20 protein-coding genes and 1 pseudogene are annotated in these 18449 nt (G+C 62.4%); 10 read left to right on the top strand and 11 right to left on the bottom strand.

The window, feature by feature from the left end; genetic code table 11:
* Positions 1-107 precede the first annotated feature (107 nt).
* Positions 108-353, bottom strand: coding sequence for a hypothetical protein (locus PGN16_RS19865; RefSeq protein WP_335311089.1), 246 nt, complete (start codon positions 351-353; stop codon positions 108-110).
* A gap of 112 nt (positions 354-465) precedes the next feature.
* On the bottom strand, positions 466-831 hold the full coding sequence (locus PGN16_RS19860; RefSeq protein ID WP_335311088.1) for a hypothetical protein: 366 nt from the start codon (positions 829-831) through the stop codon (positions 466-468).
* A gap of 143 nt (positions 832-974) precedes the next feature.
* Between PGN16_RS19860 and PGN16_RS19855 the strand changes: the two genes are divergently transcribed.
* Positions 975-1598: a hypothetical protein gene (locus tag PGN16_RS19855; protein ID WP_335311087.1), complete on the top strand. Its 624-nt coding sequence runs from the start codon at positions 975-977 to the stop codon at positions 1596-1598.
* A 143-nt stretch (positions 1599-1741) separates the two neighbouring features.
* Here the strand turns inward: PGN16_RS19855 and PGN16_RS20310 are convergent, their stop codons facing one another.
* The gene (locus PGN16_RS20310) at positions 1742-1915 is read right to left on the bottom strand and encodes a helix-turn-helix domain-containing protein (RefSeq protein ID WP_443019691.1); all 174 of its coding nucleotides are present in this window, start codon (positions 1913-1915) and stop codon (positions 1742-1744) included.
* A gap of 150 nt (positions 1916-2065) precedes the next feature.
* Here PGN16_RS20310 and PGN16_RS19845 point away from each other — a divergent pair, with 150 nt between their 5' ends.
* Together PGN16_RS19845 and PGN16_RS19840 are read left to right on the top strand one after the other, a co-directional pair.
* The gene (locus PGN16_RS19845; RefSeq protein ID WP_335311085.1) at positions 2066-2347 is read left to right on the top strand and encodes a hypothetical protein; all 282 of its coding nucleotides are present in this window, start codon (positions 2066-2068) and stop codon (positions 2345-2347) included.
* Entirely contained in the window at positions 2286-2933 is a 648-nt protein-coding gene (locus PGN16_RS19840) for a hypothetical protein (RefSeq protein WP_335311084.1), read from the top strand. Before PGN16_RS19845 ends, PGN16_RS19840 begins: the two co-directional genes overlap by 62 nt.
* A 462-nt stretch (positions 2934-3395) precedes the next feature.
* On the opposite strand, the gene PGN16_RS19835 is transcribed toward PGN16_RS19840, so the two are convergent.
* The gene (locus tag PGN16_RS19835) at positions 3396-3662 is read right to left on the bottom strand and encodes a hypothetical protein (protein WP_335311083.1); all 267 of its coding nucleotides are present in this window, start codon (positions 3660-3662) and stop codon (positions 3396-3398) included.
* 1 nt (position 3663) lies between these two features.
* Positions 3664-4089: a helix-turn-helix domain-containing protein gene (locus PGN16_RS19830; RefSeq protein WP_335311082.1), complete on the bottom strand. Its 426-nt coding sequence runs from the start codon at positions 4087-4089 to the stop codon at positions 3664-3666.
* A gap of 74 nt (positions 4090-4163) precedes the next feature.
* Between PGN16_RS19830 and PGN16_RS19825 the strand changes: the two genes are divergently transcribed.
* From PGN16_RS19825 to PGN16_RS19815, 3 genes are all read left to right on the top strand, one after another.
* On the top strand, positions 4164-5003 hold the full coding sequence (locus tag PGN16_RS19825; protein WP_335311081.1) for a hypothetical protein: 840 nt from the start codon (positions 4164-4166) through the stop codon (positions 5001-5003).
* A complete protein-coding gene (gene mobF / locus PGN16_RS19820; protein WP_335311080.1) occupies positions 5000-5911 on the top strand; it encodes a MobF family relaxase in 912 nt (303 codons plus the stop codon). The genes PGN16_RS19825 and mobF overlap by 4 nt, the downstream gene beginning before the upstream one ends.
* 67 nt (positions 5912-5978) lie before the next feature.
* Positions 5979-8363 (top strand): AAA family ATPase, encoded by a 2385-nt coding sequence (locus PGN16_RS19815; RefSeq protein ID WP_335311079.1) that lies wholly within the window; start codon positions 5979-5981, stop codon positions 8361-8363.
* Between the two features lie 799 nt (positions 8364-9162).
* Here PGN16_RS19815 and PGN16_RS19810 read toward each other — a convergent pair.
* Positions 9163-9855: a hypothetical protein gene (locus tag PGN16_RS19810; protein ID WP_335311078.1), complete on the bottom strand. Its 693-nt coding sequence runs from the start codon at positions 9853-9855 to the stop codon at positions 9163-9165.
* Between the two features lie 165 nt (positions 9856-10020).
* On the opposite strand from PGN16_RS19810, the gene PGN16_RS19805 reads away from it, so the two are divergent.
* From PGN16_RS19805 to PGN16_RS19790, 4 genes are all read left to right on the top strand, one after another.
* Positions 10021-10617: a recombinase family protein gene (locus PGN16_RS19805; RefSeq protein WP_335311077.1), complete on the top strand. Its 597-nt coding sequence runs from the start codon at positions 10021-10023 to the stop codon at positions 10615-10617.
* Positions 10610-12262: an IS481 family transposase gene (locus PGN16_RS19800; protein WP_335311076.1), complete on the top strand. Its 1653-nt coding sequence runs from the start codon at positions 10610-10612 to the stop codon at positions 12260-12262. The genes PGN16_RS19805 and PGN16_RS19800 overlap by 8 nt, the downstream gene beginning before the upstream one ends.
* Positions 12262-13239, top strand: a complete 978-nt coding sequence (locus PGN16_RS19795; protein WP_335311075.1) for an ExeA family protein — start codon at positions 12262-12264, stop codon at positions 13237-13239. The genes PGN16_RS19800 and PGN16_RS19795 overlap by 1 nt, the downstream gene beginning before the upstream one ends.
* A gap of 80 nt (positions 13240-13319) precedes the next feature.
* On the top strand, positions 13320-13502 hold the full coding sequence (locus PGN16_RS19790) for a hypothetical protein (protein ID WP_335311074.1): 183 nt from the start codon (positions 13320-13322) through the stop codon (positions 13500-13502).
* Between the two features lie 197 nt (positions 13503-13699).
* Here the strand turns inward: PGN16_RS19790 and PGN16_RS19785 are convergent.
* The 5 genes and pseudogenes from PGN16_RS19785 to PGN16_RS19765 form a co-directional block, all read right to left on the bottom strand.
* Positions 13700-14049: pseudogene (locus PGN16_RS19785) on the bottom strand (transposase); the annotation flags it as partial.
* Positions 14050-14174: 125 nt separating this feature from the next.
* Positions 14175-14573 carry a serine O-acetyltransferase gene (locus PGN16_RS19780; RefSeq protein ID WP_335311073.1) on the bottom strand — a complete coding sequence of 133 codons (399 nt, stop codon included), beginning with the start codon at positions 14571-14573 and terminating at the stop codon, positions 14175-14177.
* 263 nt (positions 14574-14836) lie between these two features.
* Positions 14837-15781 carry a hypothetical protein gene (locus PGN16_RS19775; protein WP_335311072.1) on the bottom strand — a complete coding sequence of 315 codons (945 nt, stop codon included), beginning with the start codon at positions 15779-15781 and terminating at the stop codon, positions 14837-14839.
* 1 nt (position 15782) lies between these two features.
* Positions 15783-16904 (bottom strand): NAD-dependent epimerase/dehydratase family protein, encoded by a 1122-nt coding sequence (locus tag PGN16_RS19770; RefSeq protein WP_335311071.1) that lies wholly within the window; start codon positions 16902-16904, stop codon positions 15783-15785.
* A 156-nt stretch (positions 16905-17060) separates the two neighbouring features.
* Positions 17061-18188: a glycosyltransferase gene (locus PGN16_RS19765; RefSeq protein WP_335311070.1), complete on the bottom strand. Its 1128-nt coding sequence runs from the start codon at positions 18186-18188 to the stop codon at positions 17061-17063.
* Positions 18189-18449 lie beyond the last annotated feature (261 nt).

Below are 18449 nucleotides of genomic sequence, written 5' to 3'. Positions count from 1 at the left end.
CCCGGTCAGCAGGAAGAAGCGGGGCCCCGGATTGAATCCGGGGCGACGAACGAGGAAAAGGTATCAAGGACGACGGAAGCCGCCGACGATCCGCGCCGCGACCGGCGTCAGTTGTTCTTGTAGCGATTGGCCTGGACGCGCTCGATATCTTGCTGGTTGATGGCCTTTTCGGCCGCCCAGTCGCGCGCAGACATGCAGCGCTTGGTCTTGGCGAGCCGGCTGCCGGTATTTTCTTCGGAACGGCAGATGATCTTGTCGGAATCGGTCACCGCTGCGGGCTTGCGCTCGCGCGCCATCGCGCCGCTCGCCAGCACCATCGCGACGGCTGCCATTCCCAGACCCACGTAACGCATCGGACTATCTCCCCCGGCTCGCCTCTGCGACCGATCCGCGAATGTCGTGCGGTTCGGCCGGTGCGTCAATCCCGTTTGCAGTGCACCCCAAGTAGCGGAGATCGGGCTGTTTTTACTGTCGCCCGGTCGTGAACAGATCGGCGTGCGTCCAGTCCGTACCCGCGCGCACCGTGCTGTCGAGGCTCAGCGGATCGTTGTTGCGCAGCGCGCGCGCATAGCGGGCGTTGATCGCGTCGAGCCGGGTCTGGATCGACGCGCGGCTGTCCGCGGACAGCGTCCCGCCGTCGCGCTGCTGCTGGCGCAACGCCACCGTGCGCAGCGCGAGCAATTCCTGCCGGTGCGTGAAGGCGATCTGATCGGGAAGCGCACGGACCACCGCGCCGCTGCCCGAGAAGACCGGCCCCGCCTGTGCGGCGACCGGGAGCAGCGCCGCGGCACCGGCAGCGATGGCGATCCGCGCGAAGGACGTGAAGTTCATCAAAAACTCCAATTATTTATGAGGAAATACCGCGACCGCATGGTTGGGTTTGGACGCATGCTGCGCCTTGCGGGGCCACCCGTCAAGCTGGGCGGCACGGAACCTGCCGGGGCGGCGTCAAGCGCATCCGTGTGTGGACATCTATGCTGCGGCGCGCGCTGGAGGCGCATTACGCGCTGATCGGGCAGTTGCTCGTGCGTGGTACGGTGCCGCCGCAGCAGCTGGACGATGAGATTACGCTCAAGCTCATCCTGACGCCAGGCTCCGTCGAGCGCATCGACGCCACGGCGTTTCCGGTGCGGCTCGTACGCGTGTCATCGCCACTGCTGCAGAAGCTGTTTGGCGATCCGAGGGTGATGCTGGCGGATCCGAGGGTGATGCTGGCGGCGAGCGGGCGCGCGCTGCTGTCGGCAGGCTACCTGCCGTGGCTGCGGCCGCGATTGACGCTCGCACTGGGAGTCGCAGATCGACGCGACGGTGCTGGTGCTCGACGGTGCGCAGCGGTCGATGCCCATACAATTGTTGCTCGACAACGGCCTGTTAGAAAGCCTCAGCCGGTATGGCGCGGGACTGGGCTATACGTTCAACTCAGCGCTCGGGCTGGGCGACATGCAGTATTGCGCGCCAGTGACGATCGCAACACCACCAAAAACTGCTCGATCTTCGATCCGTGGCTGCAAGAGGCTGCTGGCCAAAGGTGTCGTGCTGCCGCTGGGCAAGGACGGTCTGTCTCATCGCGTAGGCGGTGGAATTGGGCGCGCGGCTAAAAGGGCATTCGTAGCCGCTGCTCCCACGCTGGACCCTCAGCTAACCACGGAAAGAAATGTTCGAGACGCTCGCGCGGGAGATCAGCGACCGGTTGGAGCAGGCGCTCTCGCGCATCCTATCGATGAGCGGTCCTAATCGCGGGTTAGGAACTATGTTTGGAGAGAAGCTCGCCGAGCAAAGCCACCGGATCGACCCCGATCGCCAAGGCGACCGCGACATATTCATCCACGCTCAACTGACGCTCGCCGGTTTCGTAGCGCGAGACATAGGCCTGCTGCCATCCGAGCCGCTTCGCGAGGTCGACCTGACGAAGCATGGCGTCCCGCCGTGCTACGGTCAGCGCAGCGACAATGCGGGCGTGCAGGTCTGATGGAACAAGAGAGGCGGGCACCTCGAAGCATCTAGACCGGCTTGAGCGATATACGGAAAGCGTATATTGTCCAGGCTTCAGATCGGGAGTGCTGACATGAGACTGTTCGAGCGCATCGCCACCTGGTTCAACGACTGGACGCTCCCGGACCACCCGGGAGTTGGCAGCGACGGAACGGATATCAATCCGACAACCGGATTGCCGACGATCGCTGGAGCGGGGACCCCCGACGTCGCCGGCAATCCCTACGGTTCTATCCGGTCGCACGATTACGAGTCCGACTGGCAGCGCCACGATCGCTGGGACAGCGGTGCTGATGACCATTTCCAGCATCACGACAGCTGGTCGGCCAGCAGCCATGATCCTTGGCGTGACTGAACGCGTCCCGGTGGCTGACCGGCTGATCGCACGATGGGAGGTGAGCCAGCTGAACGTCGTCCCTTATGCGATCAGCGTCATGGTCTTCCTGCCGATGCTGATCGTGACGATCGGTATCGGCAAGGCGATCGGCGCCAGACCGGTCGTCGCCGGACGGGGCATGCTCGTCCTCTGGGTGGCCCTGCTCGTGACCGAGATGGGGCGAGGGCTCTGGACGCTGCGGCATCGCTACGCCTCGCCGCGTTGGCTGCGCGCGGTTCATGCCGCGGTTGGTGACGACCTTGCAGTACACGCGCTCGCTGAGCTGATGCGCCAGCATCGGTACGAACCCGATTACGTCCTTCTGAGATCCGACATGACCAGCGCGGTCCAGCAGGAGTGCGCCAGGCGCAAGGACGTGGCCCAACGTGCCAAAGGGATCCGGGTGATGGAGGAACCGGATCCTGCCTCTGGTTTGGAGGCGGAAGCCAGCGATCCCCGGATCGCCGAAGAGCGACGCGCCCAGGCCCGCGAGCGTCGTGCCGCCGCGACTATACTGGCGGCGGCAGCGCCAGTGGCAGGCAATATGTCCTGCGGCTCGCGCTGAAGCCGTTGGCGCACTGCTGAAAAGGCGGTCCGGATAGAATGACAGTTCGCTTGCTGGCCGGCTGACACGCCGGCCCGGGTGCCCGCCGGAAGCCGGAATGAATACCAGAGCACCACGGCATTAATACCGCAGCGTCTGGATCGTGAAGGGAAGGAGCACACACCACGCTATGGATAGCGGCCGTGTTCAGAGCGTAAAATCGTGATTTATCATTGGTGTAGCAGGATTTTGGCTGTGCTGCGGGTTCCGCGAAAGCTGCCCCGTGACGTTCTACAAGGGTGCTACAGCGCTACGGACGCCGGATTTACCGGGCCGCGCAGCGCCATGAGGGTCGCAAGCAAGCGACCCGTGCACTGCTCCCTCTGGGAGCACGGGCTCATCTCTCGTTGGGCGTCATGGGCAAGACCGGTGCGCCAGCAGCGACGATGTCGAGACCGGATGCTCGCGCCTGCTTCCGCGCGATCAGAACGTACCGGGCGGCCGTGCCCGGAAGCGGCGCGGGTCGAAGAACCAGATCAGCATGACCGCGCCGGTGACAGCTGCGGCGATCCAGCAGGCAGCCGCGAGAGCAGGGGCATAGCCCAGCAGACGGGCCGCCAGACCTGCCAGCAGCAGTCCTGTGCACAGCGCTGCCAGTCGGCGCACGACCGGCCAGTTGCGCCTCTTGAACCCGACCCGCCGCGTCTCGGCCGTCCAGGCCGCCAGCTGTTCATCTCTGGATCTGCCCATCTCAGTCCCCCAGCGACAAGGCGAGCAGCGTACCGCGCAGCTGCTTGCGGTTGGCAGCACCCGCGTCCGCTCCTCCGTCGTATATCACCCGCGCGAGCGCTTGGCTGCGTTCGTCAGGCAGCTTCAGCCCTACGTCCCTGCAGACGGTGTCCACGTCGTCGCGCAGGCGGTCGAGCCGGTCCCAGTCGACCGGCCCGTAGTAGCTCCGGGGCACGGTGTCCTCGCCCAGGATCACCCATTCGGGATCGACGTCGTAGTCGCGCCGGAGCTTCGCCATCAGGGCGACGGGCGGCTCGGCCCCGCCCAGTTCCCAGCTGACCAGCGCGCGCTTCGAATAGCCCAGCGCCTTCGCGAACGCGTCCTGTCCCAACCCGGTCCTGAGCCGTACCGCCTTGATCCGCTCACCGATGGTGGATGCACCACTCACGTCGCCATAATCGCTTGCTTAATCCTGCTCATTGTGGCGCAATCATGCCACTATGCTATCATGGCACGGGAGCGGTGCCGGCGACCAGCATTACGCCGGACAGGGGCAGGGATTTCATGGGCGGTCAGGTCAATGTGCGGCTCGGGGACGACGACGATGCGGACCTCACCCGTTGCGCGGCCGAGCGTGGTGTCGAGCGCGCGACCCTGGTCAAATCGTTTGTTCGGGAATGCCTCGATGCGTGGCGGGAGGGGCGGGCCGTATTCGACCGGCCCGAGCAACTGAGCCCCGGTGACGTCGTCGCCTTCGGCGCCAGGCTGGACAAGGCGGTCATGGAGATCGACCGCATCGCCCAAAGCTGGGCGGCGCATGAGAGCGACATGCACAAGCTGGAGCGTGAGGACCAGCTGACGCTGACGCGGGCCCGGACCGAGTTCATCAAGGGCATGCCGGAGCGCATCACCGCCAGCTTCAATCCGATCAGGGCGGAGATGCGATTGCTTGCCGAGCGGATCGACAAGCAGCCTCGCCTGGATGCCATCGACGAACGGCAGCGCGACCATACCGAGGCGCTGCGGGAGAATACCGCCGCCATCAGGAGCCTCGAGCAACAGCCCCGGACAAAAGTCAGCTACACCGTCTGGGACAGGGACTGGTCGGGTCGCAAGGTCGGTGCGGCGCTGTGGGTCGTCTGGTTGCTCTGCGTCGGCAGCTACTTCCTTGTGGCAATGGCGCTGCCGCCATCGTGGTTCGCCGTCCGCTCGGCCAACTATCTGCTGGGCGGCGGGGATCAGGCGGTCTGCGCGCTGGTAAACTACCGGCTGGCGACCGACAGCTGCCGAACACAGTTCGCCGGTCGGCCAGGCAAGGTTGTGGTGCGGGCAAGGCCCGGCACGCCGCAGGTCCAACGATGATCTCGGTCGCCGCGGTCGGTTCGGCCTCCGATGCAGCCGCCTATTACGCCCGAGACAACTATTACACCGCCGATCAGGCCGAAGGTGCCAGCGCTTGGTTAGGTGAAGGGGCGGCCGAGCTGGGTCTGTCCGGTCCGGTAGATACCGAGTGCTTCGAACAGGTGCTCGCCGGCGAATTGCCCAACGGCGTTGTGCTTGACGCCAAACGGGGTGAGCACCGGGCGGGTTGGGACGTCACCATGTCCGTGCCCAAGTCGGTGTCGATCGTGGCGCTGGTGGGCGGTGATGCGCGGCTGGTGACGGCGGTGCGGGAGGCGGCCGCGGCGACCCTCGTCTGGACGGAACGCAACATAGCCGAGGGTCGGGTCTGGAACGGCAGAGGACAGGCGCCCGAGACGACCGGGCGGTTCGTCGCCGCGACCTTCCTTCACGACGTGAACCGCAGCGGCGAGCCGCAGCTCCACGTCCACAACGTCATCGCCAATGCGACCCGCACCGCCGACGGCAAGTGGCGGGCGCTGCACGCGGACCAGCTGTACGAGCGCCAGCATGTCATGGACGCGGTGTTCCTGTCGGCGTTGCGCAGCCGGGTCGAGACGCTCGGTTTTGCCACCATCCCCCGGCACGACGGTCGCAACGGTGCCTTCGAGATCGCCGGCGTGTCGCGCGCGGTGGTGGAAGCATTCTCCGTCCGCTCGGCCGAGATCGACGCGTACATCAAGGCGCGCGGATTGGAGCACACCCCGCAGACGCGCGAATATGCGGCACTGGCGACCCGCAACCCCAAAATCTCCGAGATTGCCCCGGAGCAGCGCGCGGAAGGGTGGCGGCGGCTGGCCGCGGAGAAGGGGCTGGATTCGGCAGGGTTGGTGAAAGGTGCGCTGGCGGAGGCGGGGCGGGGGGCATGATGTGTGGACGCGCACGATGCGGGGCGTGCGCGGAATAGGCGAATGCGGTCTTGCCATCGCCGGACGCATGGGGCTGACCCCGCGCGACGGCGACCCGCTAGTCCCTGAGCGACTGGGACGGCTGGAGCCGCGCGCCTATGCCGCGGCGCAGGCGGTGGCATCGGCGGTGCGCGATCTGGGTGAGCGCGAGGCGGCGTTTGATCGGCTGGAGCTCGTCCGCGAGAGCCTGTCGCGCGGCGGTCCGGTGACGGTGGCCGATGTCGAGGCCCGGCTGGAGCTGCTGCGGGCGAAAGGCCTGTTGGTCGGCGACGGCGATCGCATGGTGACGACGCAAGGTGCGGTACGGCTGGAGCAGGCGTACCTTGCCACTGTCGATGCGGGGAAGGGGCAGTCTGCCCCGATCGTTCCGCCGGTCGATGCCGCGGTCCGGGCGCAGGAGGCTGCACGCGAGCTAGGACTTCATCGGCTCAACCCGGGTCAGGAGGCTGCGGCCGTGCTGATGCTGTCCTCGTCCGACCGGGTGGTGAACGTGCAGGGCGGGTCGGGACGCGGCAAGTCGACCGCGATGGCGCCGGTGACGGCGGTAGCGAAGGCGGAGGGCCGGGCGGTGATCGGGCTCGCCATCGCCAGCGTGAAGGCGAGCGAGTTCGGGCGCGACACCGGCGCGGACGTGAGCACGGTCGCCCGCTTCCTGGCGCGCCATGCCCGCGTGATCGACGGCACCGCCCGACCGCAACAGGTCGCGCGCGTGAAGGCGGAGCTGTCGGGTGCAATCGTCATGGTCGAGGAGGCCGGACAGCTCGGTACGCGCGACATGGAGCGGATCGTGCGGCTTGCCAACATAACCGGCGTCGCGCGCGTCGTGCAAACCGGCGACACCCGCCAGCTGACCGCGATCGCGGCCGGCAAGCCGTTCGAGGCGAGCCAGAAGGCCGGCGTCGCCACGGCCCATATCACCGAAAATCTGCGTTCCAGATCGGATCAGATGAAGGCGGTCACCGCCGCGCTCGACCGCGGCGACGTGTCGGGCACGTTCGAGATACTTAAGCCCGCCACGACCGAGGTGCCGGGGAACGCGGTGGCGACGACGGCTGCGGCGCGCTGGGCGGCGCTGCCGCAAGATCAGCGCGACGCCACCCTTCTGCTGACCGCCGGCCGCGCCATGCGCAGCGAAGCCAACCAGGCGGTGCAGGCCGAGCTGAAGGCGAGCGGCGAGATCGCTGCCACGGGCACGGCGTTTACCGTGCTCGACCGGGTCAACGCCACCAGGGAAGGCGCGCGACTGATGCGCGCCTACCGCCTAGGCCATGTGGTGGAGGTCCGCACGAACCTGCCGAGCCAAGGCCTGGTCCGGGGCGATCGCGGTGTAGTGACCGGTGTTGAGGGTGACCGGGTGCGGCTCGGCATGGCTGACGGGACCGAGAAGTCGCTCCGGCCCGGCCGGTTGGCCAGGAACCTCGACCGCGATGCCGTGTCGATCTTCGCATTGAAGCAGGTCGAGCTGCACGTCGGTGACCGTATCCGCTGGAGCGACAACGACCGGACCCGGGGGCTCGACAACGGTGCGATGGCGCGGGTGGAAGAGGTGGGACGGGGCAGGCTGGTGGTGTCCTCGCTCATCGACGGCACCGTGCATGAGATCGGGTCGGGTGATCGCATGGCCGAACGGCTGGACCTCGCCTATGCGATCAACGTCCACGTCGCGCAGGGGGTCACCACCGAGCACGGTATCGTGGCGATGCGGTCGTCGGAGCGAAAGCTGCTGACCGAGCGCTCGTTTCTGGTCGCGCTCACCCGCGTGGCGGACAAGGTGGCGCTGGTGGTCGACGACGGGCGGAAGGTCGAACGGCATATCACCCGCAACACCGGCGACAAGACTTCGGCGCTCGATGTGGTCGAGCGTGGCCAGGCAACCGACGCGATCCGGCTGCCGGATGCTAGCTCCCCGCTCGACCGGGCGCTGGAGCGTTACGCCCAGCTGTTCCTGGCGGCCGAGCGGATGCGCGAGGATGGACGGGAGCTTTCGTTTTCCCAGGTGCGCGAATTGGACGCAGCCTCGGCCGCGCTCGACCGGGTCCGGCCCTATGCGGCCGAGGATCTGCGGATCGTGCTGGACCGCAACGCCGACCCGGTACGCGGTCTGGAGCAATCTGCTCCCGGCGAGTTGCGGCAGGTCTGGGAGGAGGAGGGGCAGGCGCGTAGCGATAAACGCGATTATGCCGACCGATTCGTGGCCGACTGGCGGTCGGCGTCGGGCGACCGGCGTGCGGGCGAAACGCCGCGGATCGAAGACCGGGCCGAGCGCCGCCTCGAGCGGCTCGAGGACCGTATGGCGCGGCAGCCCGCGCTGGAGAAGGCGCTCGACGCCCGCATTCCCGAGCGGCAGCTGCGCCTCGACGGCCCCGGTATGAGTGGCGGCAGCCGCGATCGGGACTACGGTATGGAAATGTGACCTGCGGTGATTCGCAGCCGCATCGGCAGCGTGGCAACTGGCCGCTTCCGCGCATCGAACTGCTCTGGCACGTACTGCCTAGATGTAGGCGCTTGCAAACATCACGCCTTCTGCTCGCCAACAGGACGCCTTCCTGCTCGGAGTGACTGACAACGAGCGAGCTACGCTGCTCACGATAGCTGACAACGTGCTCGCCATCGGTCGCGCCTGCTTGCAAACGGAGTTGGCTTGCTCACTTTTTGCGCCAGCAGGAAATTTGATGTTTAGCTGCCGTTGCTCGTTTCCGACGGGAGCAGCCTCGGTGGCTGGTTCTCAACCCGCCCGTCCGCGTGCACAATGAAGCGACCACCCCCATACCCGGTCGCTCCGGTTGTTGCGGTCACCTCGTAGATCGTACCCCGCCGAAGAGGCTTGGCTGCTACTTCCCGGCTATCCGTCTGGTGCTCGCCGAGCAGCCGGTGACCATACGGCAGCGGAAACTTGTTAGTGCAGTCATCGTCATAGCTGACGCTTTCCAGCCAGGCGGCTTCCCTTTCATCTTCTGCGGCGACTACAATCCGTCGTAGGCACGCAGGATGCTGGGACGAGGCAGGATCAACGTCGATCACAATCTCTCCGTTTCGAACCGCTGCGATCAGATCATAGCTATAGGAGCATCCCCCTAGGGGAACGGCGAGGAACATCGCGGCGGCTACCCTGCAGCCCATACGCTTGCCGTCAGTGTGCAACGGCATGTCGGCTCGTATGCTAACGCTGGCTAGGCCTAGCCTCGACCGGGTCCAAGACGAGAGGTTCACGATCAGGCGGCTCGCGCTTTGGCTCGAAAGAAGGTCGTGTCCGGCCCGATCAGATTGGGGTCGATCCCGCTCTCCTCGGCGGCCAGTTGCTGGATGATCCGCCATATTTCGGAGGCGGTGAGGCGCGCGCCATCGCGAGCGAGCCTGCCGCGGTTCTGCTCCGTCACCAGTCGGGCGAGATCGCCGGTGGTGTCGCATCCTCGAGGCAGTCGTCGGCGGTCGATGTACCGCAACCACAGCCCCGTGTAGGCGCTCGCTCCAGCGGCGAAGATGCGAAGTGGTGGCGCTAGCGTGGCGAAGGCGAGGACGGCGACCGCGACGGCGAAGCAGAAATCACCGGCGATCCCAAGCCATCCGGCTCGCGTCGCCGGCATCTTCAGGTCGGTATCGGCTTCCAGGTCGGTGAACGCCGGGCGCAGCTTGTTGCCGATCAGCGGGGACAAGGGCGCATCCGTCCCGACGTGCCGGCCAAGTCCGAGCGCGCGCCGGAGCCTGTAGAATGTCATCTGCGTGGCGCAGGTCGTGCCGCCCCCGCCGAAGGCTGCGACATGCGCGACGACATGGTCACGCACTTCGCCGAACGTCGTCCAGGGCAGGTTCAAACGCAGGCGCAGATCGAAGGTGCGCTCAATCGCGAGGAAGAAGTCAGTGTCGTCGCCATCGCCGACCCAGCCCACCGTATCGAGCACCTGCATGAACCCTGCTCCTCAGCGGTTCTGCAAAACGACCGATTCTGACGAGCCGGTCGCCTTGCCTTTCTGACAACGTAAATCTGCGGGCCGGGCTTTGTCAAAACTGTTCTGGAAACCCGCTTCGCAAAACGGTATGCCTGCGACGGGTTTGGAGAAGATCGGACGCCCATGCGGGTCGGCTATGCCAGGGTCAGCACCAGCGACCAGAGTCCCGAGCTTCAGCTCGACGCACTGCGCCATGCCGGCTGCGACCGGGTATTCACCGAAAAGGCGTCTGGCGCGCGCGATGACCGGCCCGAACTGGCGCGCATCCTGGAAGACGTGCTGCGCGCCGGCGACACGCTGGTCGTCTGGAAGCTCGATCGCCTCGCTCGTTCTCTCAAGAAGCTGATCGCCACGGCCGAGGAGCTGGAGCGCGAGAAGATCGGGTTGGTGTCGCTGACGGAGAGCATCGACACGACCACGCCGGGCGGCATGCTCACCTTCCATGTGTTCGGCGCCATCGCGCAGTTCGAGCGCGCGCTGATCCGCGAGCGGACCACCGCGGGGCTGGTGGAAGCACGCCGGCAGGGCCGCAAGGGCGGTCGACCATCGGCGATGCGCCCGAGCGACGTCGCTGCTGCACGGGCGATGATGAAGGAGGGGACGCTCCCGGTACGCGACATCGCCAAGCGCATGGGCGTGTCGGTCGCGACCCTCTACCGCTACGCCGGCAAGCGCGGCAGCGGCGCACCCGCCAAGGAGCCCGCGACAGCCCATGGCTGACCGGGCGAAGCGGCCGCCCGGAGAGGCGCTGGTCGACCTTCGCCGACGATTGTCGCTGTTGCCCCCACGCGATCCCGGTCGCACCGAGATCGTCGCCCGTGCGGCCGAGGCCTACGGCATCTCGATCTGGACCCTGTACCGGGCACTGCGCGAGCTGAACCGGCCGAGGTCGGTGCGCCGCTCCGACCACGGCGCGACGCGGGTCGCACCGCAGGCCGAGATGGAGCGCTACGCCGAGATCGTCGCCGCGCTGAAGATCAGGACGACCAACAAGAAGGGCCGGCACGTCTCGACCGCCCGCGCCATCGAGTTTCTGGAAACCGATGGCGTCGAGACACCGGAGGGCCTGGTCAAGGTCGCACCCGGCCTGCTGAAGCGGGCGACCATCGACCGGCTGCTGCGCTCGTCGGGGCTGGACTATGCCCGTGTCACCCGCCCGCACGCTGCCGTGCGCTTTCAGGCGCGACGATCCAACGAGCTGTGGCACTTCGACATGAGCCCGTCCGACTTGAAACAGGTCGAGGCGCCACTGTGGATCGAACAGGGCCGCGGCAAACCCACGCTGATGCTGTTCTCGGCCGTCGATGACTGCTCGGGCGTGGTCTATCAGGAATATCGCAGCGTCTATGGCGAGGACGCCGAGTCCGCGCTGCGCTTCCTGTTCAACGCCTTTGCCGCCAAGCCCGAGCCCGAGCTGCCGTTCCAGGGGCTGCCGGTCACGATCTACATGGACAACGGTCCGGTTAGCCGGTCGCGCGTGTTCCAGTCGGTGATGGGCAGCCTGGGCGTTCGCATCCTCACCCATCTGCCGCCCAAGTCCGATGACCGGCACACCGCCGCTCGCGCCAAGGGCAAGGTCGAGCGGCCGTTCCGCACGGTGAAGGAGGTACACGAGACGCTGTACCACTTCCACAAGCCCAAGAACGAGGCGGAAGCCAATTTGTGGATGCGGCGGGCGCTCGTCACCTACAATAACGGCGACCATCGGTCCGAGCCGCACGCCCGGATCGAGCACTGGCTGCGACACCTGCCCGGCGAGGGCGTGCGCGCCATGTGCTCGTGGGAGCGGTTCTGCGCCTTCGCCCGCGAACCCGAGCGGCGCACCGTCGCGGGGGACGCGACCGTCTCGGTCGAGGGCGCCTCCTACGAGGTCGAGCCCGAGCTGGCCGGCGAGACGGTGACACTGCTGTGGGGCCTGTTCGACCAGCAGCTCTTCGTCGAGCATGACGGCAAGCGGCACGGACCCTACGAGCCGTCGCGCGGCGCGGTGCCGCTCTACCGCTACCGCAAGTATCAGAAGAGCCGGGCCGAGGAGCGGCTCGACAAGGTGGTCCGGCTCGCCGACCAGCTCGGGCTGCCCCGCGCGACCGCGACGGGCGGCGACCGGCCGCTGCCGTCATTGCCGCCCTCGACCGCCGGACTCGCGGTTCGGCAGACTCCTTTTCCCGAACCGGTGGTCGAGACGGCGTACCCGACCGGGCTCGCCGCGCGTCACTCCATCGTCGAGCAGCTCCGACGACCGCTTGGTTCCCTGCCCGAGGCGGACCGCGCCTTCATCGACGCGCTGCTGGGCGAGACGCTCGACAAGACCATCATCGCCGATCGCATCCGCGAGCGGTTCCAGGCACGAAGGGGGACAAGCTGATGCTCGCCGACGTTCAATCCAGCTACGGGCTCGCCCGCCCGTTCCAGGGCGTCGGCAACTTCGAGACCGAGCATCAGCGCAACCTTGTGCGCGAGGTCTGCGCGGCCGTGCAGACCGGCCGGCTCATCGTCGTCTCCGGCCTGGTCGGATCGGGCAAGACGCACCTCCTGCGCCGCATCGAGGACGAGCTGGCCAGGGCGGGCAAGGTTGCCGTCGCCAAGTCGCTCGCGGTCGACAAGCGCCGCACCTCGCTGCCGTCGCTGATCGAGGCGCTGTTCTACGACCTCTCGCCCGGCGACCGCGCCCAGGTGAAGATCCCGAAGCAGGCCGAGCGCCGTGAACGCGACCTTCGCGACATCATGCGCAAGGGCAAACGCCCGGTCGTGCTGGTCGTCGACGAGGCGCACGACCTCCACCACAAGACGCTGACCGGCCTCAAACGGCTCATGGAGGTGGTGGCCGATGCCGGCGTGCTGCTGTCGGTCCTGCTGGTCGGCCATCCCCGCCTGCGCAACGACCTACGCCGTCCGCAGATGGAGGAGATCGGCTATCGCACCACCACGTTCGACTATGAGGGTATCGGAGCCGAGCGCCGCGACTATGTCGCCTGGCTGCTCGGCGCCTGCGCGACCGAGGGCGTCAAGGTCGCCGACCTAATGGAAGAGGACGCAATCGACCTCATTGCCGAGCACCTGCGCACCCCGCTCCAGATCGAGATGCACCTGACGCTCGCCTTCGAGCAAGGCTTCCGGTTCGCCGCCAAGCCGGTCACGGTCGAGATCGTGGAGCAAGTGCTGTCGCGCGCGATCGACGACCTCGAACCCACACTGACCCGCAACGGTTACGACGCCGGTGCGCTCGCGAGCCAGCTCAACACCCGGCCGTCCGACGTGCGCGCTTTCCTCGCCGGAACGCTCGACGCCGAACACACCCGCGAGCTGACCGAGCGGCTTCGCGAAGCAGGCGTGCCGATATGATGCTACCGCCAGCACTTGCGCGACACCGATACCTTCTACAGGTGTGCTTCATCGCGATCGCAACCACGGCCTGCGTGTTGGTGACAGACGCGCTTGCTTTCAGATCGCCGGCCAATTTGGTCTGGATGCTCGGACTACCCGTTGCTGTGGGGATGGCCACGAACGTCGGTTGGGATCGTCGATGTTTTATGGCCATGGCCCTGGTGGGCGTTTCGCTCATCGTCGGGACGTTGGTCGGTGTGAACTTCACCAGCTATGGCTGATGTCCGTCATCGCATCCTCAGATTGGCAGAAAGCGTGAGCAGGACGGATATGTTTGCGAGCAGGCGCGGATGATGGCGAGCACTTTGTCATTGAGCGTGAGCAATCCAGCTCGCCCGCTGTCAGCCAATCTGGGCAAAAAGTCGCTCTGTTTGCGAGCAGAGGCTGCTACGATTGCAAGCGCCTACACCTAGATATCGCGGTGATAGTCAATGAAGGCGGTTATCGCCGGAACGGGCGGCCGAGCTCCGCCTGACCTAAATACGCGGATGCCTTGCGCAGGATCTCATTAGCCTGACGCAACTCGCGGTTCTCACGTTCCAGCGCCTTCAGCTTGTTTGTCACCTCGATCGGCACACCGGCGAGCTTGCCGCTATCGACCTCGGTCCTCTTCAGCCACTCATGCACCGTCTGCGGCGCGCAGCCGATCTTCTCCGCAATCGAAATCACCGTCGCCCATCAAGACGGATGGTCGCGCTCATGATCCAGCACCATCCGCACCGCCCGCTTGCGGACCTCCGGCGCAAACTTGCTCGCCGTCTTGCTCATACTAGCTCTACCTTCTCAGGAGTTGGAGTCTCCAGCAGACCCGGGCCGGTTCAGAGCTGTAAGCCCGTGTAGCCGAACTTCGTGTCCATGCGATCGGCAGCAGTTCACGAAGCCGAAGGCAGATCTTAGTTAAATAGCCTCGCATTCGGCATTTTCTTCAAAGGTAAAACCTTCGCTGGCACCCCGGCTAATAAACTATTTACTGGTGTAGACCTATTAACGACAGAATTTGCGGCAATAACGCAACCATCTCCGATCGTAATATCGCCAATCACTTTTGCTCCAGATGCGATGAATACATGATTGCCGACTGTGGGACGGCCCTCGTACTCAAACATTATCTCTTTGGCACCGATAGTGACTTGGTGATAGATAACGACATGATGCCCTATCGATATAGCCCCAATCACCGTTCCAGATACGTGTGGCATGTAGAAATGAGAGCCAATTTCACAATTTGAAGCGATCTCAACGCCAAATAAAAAGAAATTTATCCAAGTCAGCAGTTTGGCTATCGGCTGCATGTTATGCACATGCAGCCAACGAGATAGACGATAAATTCCAACCGGCGCACAACGGGGTACGATAAAATTCCGCCACAGCCCTGTTGTGGAAACCTTCTTTCCAGATCTGTTACTATAAATATAGTATTGCTTAAGATCTGACTTTAGTAGTTCAATAAGACCCATCGTGCCCGCTGCCCCGTTCAAAGGTATTTGACAAGACACTGTCCAGCCAACCAGAGATGCTATATTTATAGTATATATCGCTATCGACTTTTCGATATTCACTTCTTATGAATGAATGCGGCACGGATGGATTTTTTTCGATCGAGGATATAGAAATTGTCTGGATGATAAAAATCGTAATCCTTAACGCTCGCGTTAGTTGTTATAAGCTTCTTTCTAGCGCCCAACGCTTCGAATGTGCGCATCGTTAAGCCGGTCTGATGAGGATGTTCTATATCGACAATTGTTCGGGATTTAACAAAGATTTCCTGAACCCGCTTAAATGGCAACGGATCGTATCTAAAATCTTCAAATTTTGCTGCTCTAAAAGCCGGATTAATTATCTTTTGTATATAGAAAACCCAGCGGGCTTGAAGAAACGGATACCAAAAACGGCGTATATCTGCCGGCAAGCTTTGATCAATTCGACTAATTACTCGATGGCGATCTGAATGCGCAGTTCCGACGAAGCTTATATCATAAGTAGCCTCTTGATCGGTATTTTCAAACCCCCGTGCAAAGAATAGGGGGAGCAGCCTCATGCCAAATCTCTTTGATGCTTCTGGATCGAATGTTATACACTCATCAAAGTAGCGAAGTATCTCGTGGGCTTTCGGCTTATTCCGCATTGAATCCCATATGTAGAATAGAAATCGCGCCTTAGGCATTTTTAATCGCCATTCTGACAGCAATTCCTTTGAAAGCGTTTGCCCGTTTATAACAAAAACGAGATCATAGGCCTTATTTTCCAAATTCTTCAATCTATTGCGATAGAAGCGAGTTGCAAAAATCAAGACTATTCCTCGAGCATATCGGGAAAGTGCATTCATAAGCGGAGTGTTAAACGGACGGTCTGGTAGAAAATCGACTTCTGCCCCGCGCCGTAAAAGCTCGGAAATAATCTGCTGCTCGTATCCAAAATAGCGTACCGAGAAGAATAATATTCGCTTTCCTGCAAGCGAACCGGTTCGATCTGGCGGCGTGAAGCTGTCGTTAACGGCCATTTTAGTCGCCCATCAGCTTTCTCGCACGCAGTTCCGCAGAAGCCTGTTCCAGTCTATCTTCGTGAACTGGCTGTGCACCAGCCCACATGCAAAAACGCGCTAGTCCTTCGGACAAGGTAATTTTCGGCTTAAAACCAATGAGACTGCTCGCGCGCGTGATATCAGCGAAGCAGTGGCGTATATCGCCAACACGATACTGCCCTGTCACTTTGACTGGGACGTCAAAACTGCCGGCTTTCAATAATTCTTCGACAAGACCGAGAACGGTTGTCGCTTCGCCAGCTCCCAGATTCATTGTCGCGCCGTTAGGCAGATCGGCCTCTAGGGCAGCGAGAAGACCATCGACAATGTCTTGGATGTGGATGAAATCGCGAGACTCAAGTCCATCTTCGTAAATCGGGATCGTCATCCCCTGCCTGGCCCGATTGAAGAATATTGAGATGATGCCTGTGTAGGGATTCTGAAGCGACTGCCCCTCGCCATAGACGTTTTGAAATCTAAAGATGACGGGCTTGAAACCTAGTGCCGGCCCTGCCGCCCGCAACAGCAATTCCTGCGATGCTTTTGTGGCAGCGTAGATTGATCCCGGAGAGAACGGGAGGTCCTCAGGCGTTGCTACCGCGCGTAGCGTCTCACCCGCTGCCGTCTGCGGTTCCCAATTGTTTCTTGCCAGCTGGTCAGGCGTACGAGGATCGGGCTGCACCAGGATATCGGGGCGAGCCGGCGTGGTGTATGCGCCTTCGCCGTAGACGCTACGGCTGGATGCCAAGATAACCCGCTTCGGACGAGTCTTGGAGGCGGCAATGGCCTCAATCAGGGCTGCGGTGCCTAGTTCGTTAACCGCTACGTACTCTTGCACGCGGTACATAGATTGGGCTGTACCAGTTTCGGCGGCAAGATGATAAACAGCGTCACATCCGTCGACTAGATCGACGTGTCGTGCGATATCGCGGACGTCTAGCCTGGTAACGGCAACGCCGTCCGGAGCTTTGAGCGTCGGCAACGTTCCATGGATTTGTGGAGTAAGACTATCGATCAAGATGACGTCGTGCCCGGCCGTCTCGAGCCTCTTTGCCAAGGCCTGCCCGATAAAGCCCAAGCCACCCGTCACCATGATCTTCATCGACATTCCTCTTCATTCCACGCTGCTGGGCAGGCAAACCGTTCCAATCAGCCGGTTCCACTCACATTGACGGCGAGGATCCAGGCTTCCGACCGAACGGTCACCGTACGCGGATCGCCCACTAACGCGCAGCGGCACGTTTCGCAAATCCTGTGACTACAGCCCCTCGGTCAAGAGACGCCACAATGCCGGCCAATCCGCGGCATATGGCTGCAGGGGGTCAAATGCTTGGGACGCGCTTGGTCGCCATGTCCCCCTCACGATGCGTTCGATTGCATCGGCCCAGGCACCCACGTCATTGACGCCGATAAATTCGAGATTGTCATATTCGCCAACAGTTTCATGTGCATAGGGCCGATCCGCCAAGAGCAGCGGCTTATCGAATTCCTTCGCCTCGGTAATAGGAAGCCCCCACGTCTCAAGACGTGAAGGGAAGAGTACAACATCACACGCCTGATACTCGCCGGTCATCTGAGTTCGATTCTGTCGACCAATTAGACTGATGCCCGGTTCATTACGGTACCGACGAGCAAGCGCCGCGGCCCATCTGTTCTCCGTTCCATCAAACGTCAAACGAATATCGACCAAATTTCGGGCGTCGGGTGAAAGCTTTTTTACAGCCTCGCAAATGACTTCGATATTTTTGAAAACTCGAGGAAGCGCAGGATAGAGAAAACGGATTGGCGTTTGCGGCGTCGGGCAACGCAAGTAATGTTGCCTAGGACTAAATATTACTTCGGAAGGGCTTTTTTTGTGTAGAGTGGGTCTTGCAACAATGATATTTTCATGTCCAATAGCTTTTCGAAATTCTTCTCTCATCCAGTCAGATTGGACGATGATTGCATAATTTCTTTTGGCAAAAGACCTATAAACAAACATATAGAGCTTGTTGAATATGAAGAATTTTGGATCGTAAAAAGTTTCAGATAATCTAGATTTATAGAAAGGAGAGGGATTGTGACAATACACCGCCTGACGTCTGGCGATCACGCGGGGTGTTATATCATGCAGTGACAGCCACAGATCGATAGGCTTACGATCAAAAAGATCGTGGAATTTAATCCATTCGAGCTTTATTCTTTTTAGCCAGCCTATTTTCGATTCAGGAAATGCTATCGCCTTGACATTGATATCGGCGACAAGCTTTTCGTCATGCACCAGTGCGGTGATCTGCCAATCAGGTTTTAGGGTTGCGACCGCGGTCTCGAGGCTATCAATCAGTACGGTCAGCGGCCCGCCTTCGCTAAAATTTACTGCAGAAACTACCAGTGAGCGGGATTTCATCCGTGCTTCGCCATGTTTTTAGGGTTCTGCCGAGCCGGCCTGAAAGCCCTTCAATTCGCCGGTCCGGCGCCTCGCCATTCGCTTGGGTGGGTATTGAACGGATGAGAATGGGTCAAGAATTTTGGGTGTCCCCTGTCCGTGGAAGATGCAGCGACTGTGACTCGAAGATGCCCCGGATCGTGAATATGGTTCCCCTCTAGGTCGTATGCGGCAGCGCTGCATCGCATTGTGATGTGCGCGTCTATTCTCTACGGGTCCCGA

Origin of the sequence: Sphingomonas phyllosphaerae (assembly GCF_036946485.1) — a bacterium.
In the GTDB taxonomy this organism is placed as follows: Bacteria; Pseudomonadota; Alphaproteobacteria; order Sphingomonadales; family Sphingomonadaceae; genus Sphingomonas; species Sphingomonas phyllosphaerae_E.
The sequence above is the reverse complement of the archived record's forward strand: the minus strand, read 5'-3'. Positions and strand labels throughout refer to the sequence as shown.

Bases quoted from the DNA above. Each gene is read 5' to 3' on its own strand.
- PGN16_RS19865 (WP_335311089.1), bottom strand. From the start codon at position 353: ATGCGTTACGTGGGTCTGGGAATGGCAGCCGTCGCGATGGTGCTGGCG.
- PGN16_RS19835 (WP_335311083.1), bottom strand. From the start codon at position 3,662: ATGGGCAGATCCAGAGATGAACAGCTGGCGGCCTGGACGGCCGAGACG.
- mobF (WP_335311080.1), top strand. From the start codon at position 5,000: ATGATCTCGGTCGCCGCGGTCGGTTCGGCCTCCGATGCAGCCGCCTAT.
- PGN16_RS19770 (WP_335311071.1), bottom strand. From the start codon at position 16,904: ATGAAGATCATGGTGACGGGTGGCTTGGGCTTTATCGGGCAGGCCTTG.
- PGN16_RS19775 (WP_335311072.1), bottom strand. From the start codon at position 15,781: ATGGCCGTTAACGACAGCTTCACGCCGCCAGATCGAACCGGTTCGCTT.
- PGN16_RS19800 (WP_335311076.1), top strand. From the start codon at position 10,610: ATGGCTGACCGGGCGAAGCGGCCGCCCGGAGAGGCGCTGGTCGACCTT.
- PGN16_RS19840 (WP_335311084.1), top strand. From the start codon at position 2,286: ATGACCATTTCCAGCATCACGACAGCTGGTCGGCCAGCAGCCATGATC.
- PGN16_RS19855 (WP_335311087.1), top strand. From the start codon at position 975: ATGCTGCGGCGCGCGCTGGAGGCGCATTACGCGCTGATCGGGCAGTTG.
- PGN16_RS19810 (WP_335311078.1), bottom strand. From the start codon at position 9,855: ATGCAGGTGCTCGATACGGTGGGCTGGGTCGGCGATGGCGACGACACT.
- PGN16_RS19805 (WP_335311077.1), top strand. From the start codon at position 10,021: ATGCGGGTCGGCTATGCCAGGGTCAGCACCAGCGACCAGAGTCCCGAG.
- PGN16_RS19795 (WP_335311075.1), top strand. From the start codon at position 12,262: ATGCTCGCCGACGTTCAATCCAGCTACGGGCTCGCCCGCCCGTTCCAG.
- PGN16_RS19860 (WP_335311088.1), bottom strand. From the start codon at position 831: ATGAACTTCACGTCCTTCGCGCGGATCGCCATCGCTGCCGGTGCCGCG.
- PGN16_RS19765 (WP_335311070.1), bottom strand. From the start codon at position 18,188: ATGAAATCCCGCTCACTGGTAGTTTCTGCAGTAAATTTTAGCGAAGGC.
- PGN16_RS19845 (WP_335311085.1), top strand. From the start codon at position 2,066: ATGAGACTGTTCGAGCGCATCGCCACCTGGTTCAACGACTGGACGCTC.
- PGN16_RS20310 (WP_443019691.1), bottom strand. From the start codon at position 1,915: ATGCTTCGTCAGGTCGACCTCGCGAAGCGGCTCGGATGGCAGCAGGCC.
- PGN16_RS19815 (WP_335311079.1), top strand. From the start codon at position 5,979: ATGGGGCTGACCCCGCGCGACGGCGACCCGCTAGTCCCTGAGCGACTG.
- PGN16_RS19780 (WP_335311073.1), bottom strand. From the start codon at position 14,573: ATGCAGCCGATAGCCAAACTGCTGACTTGGATAAATTTCTTTTTATTT.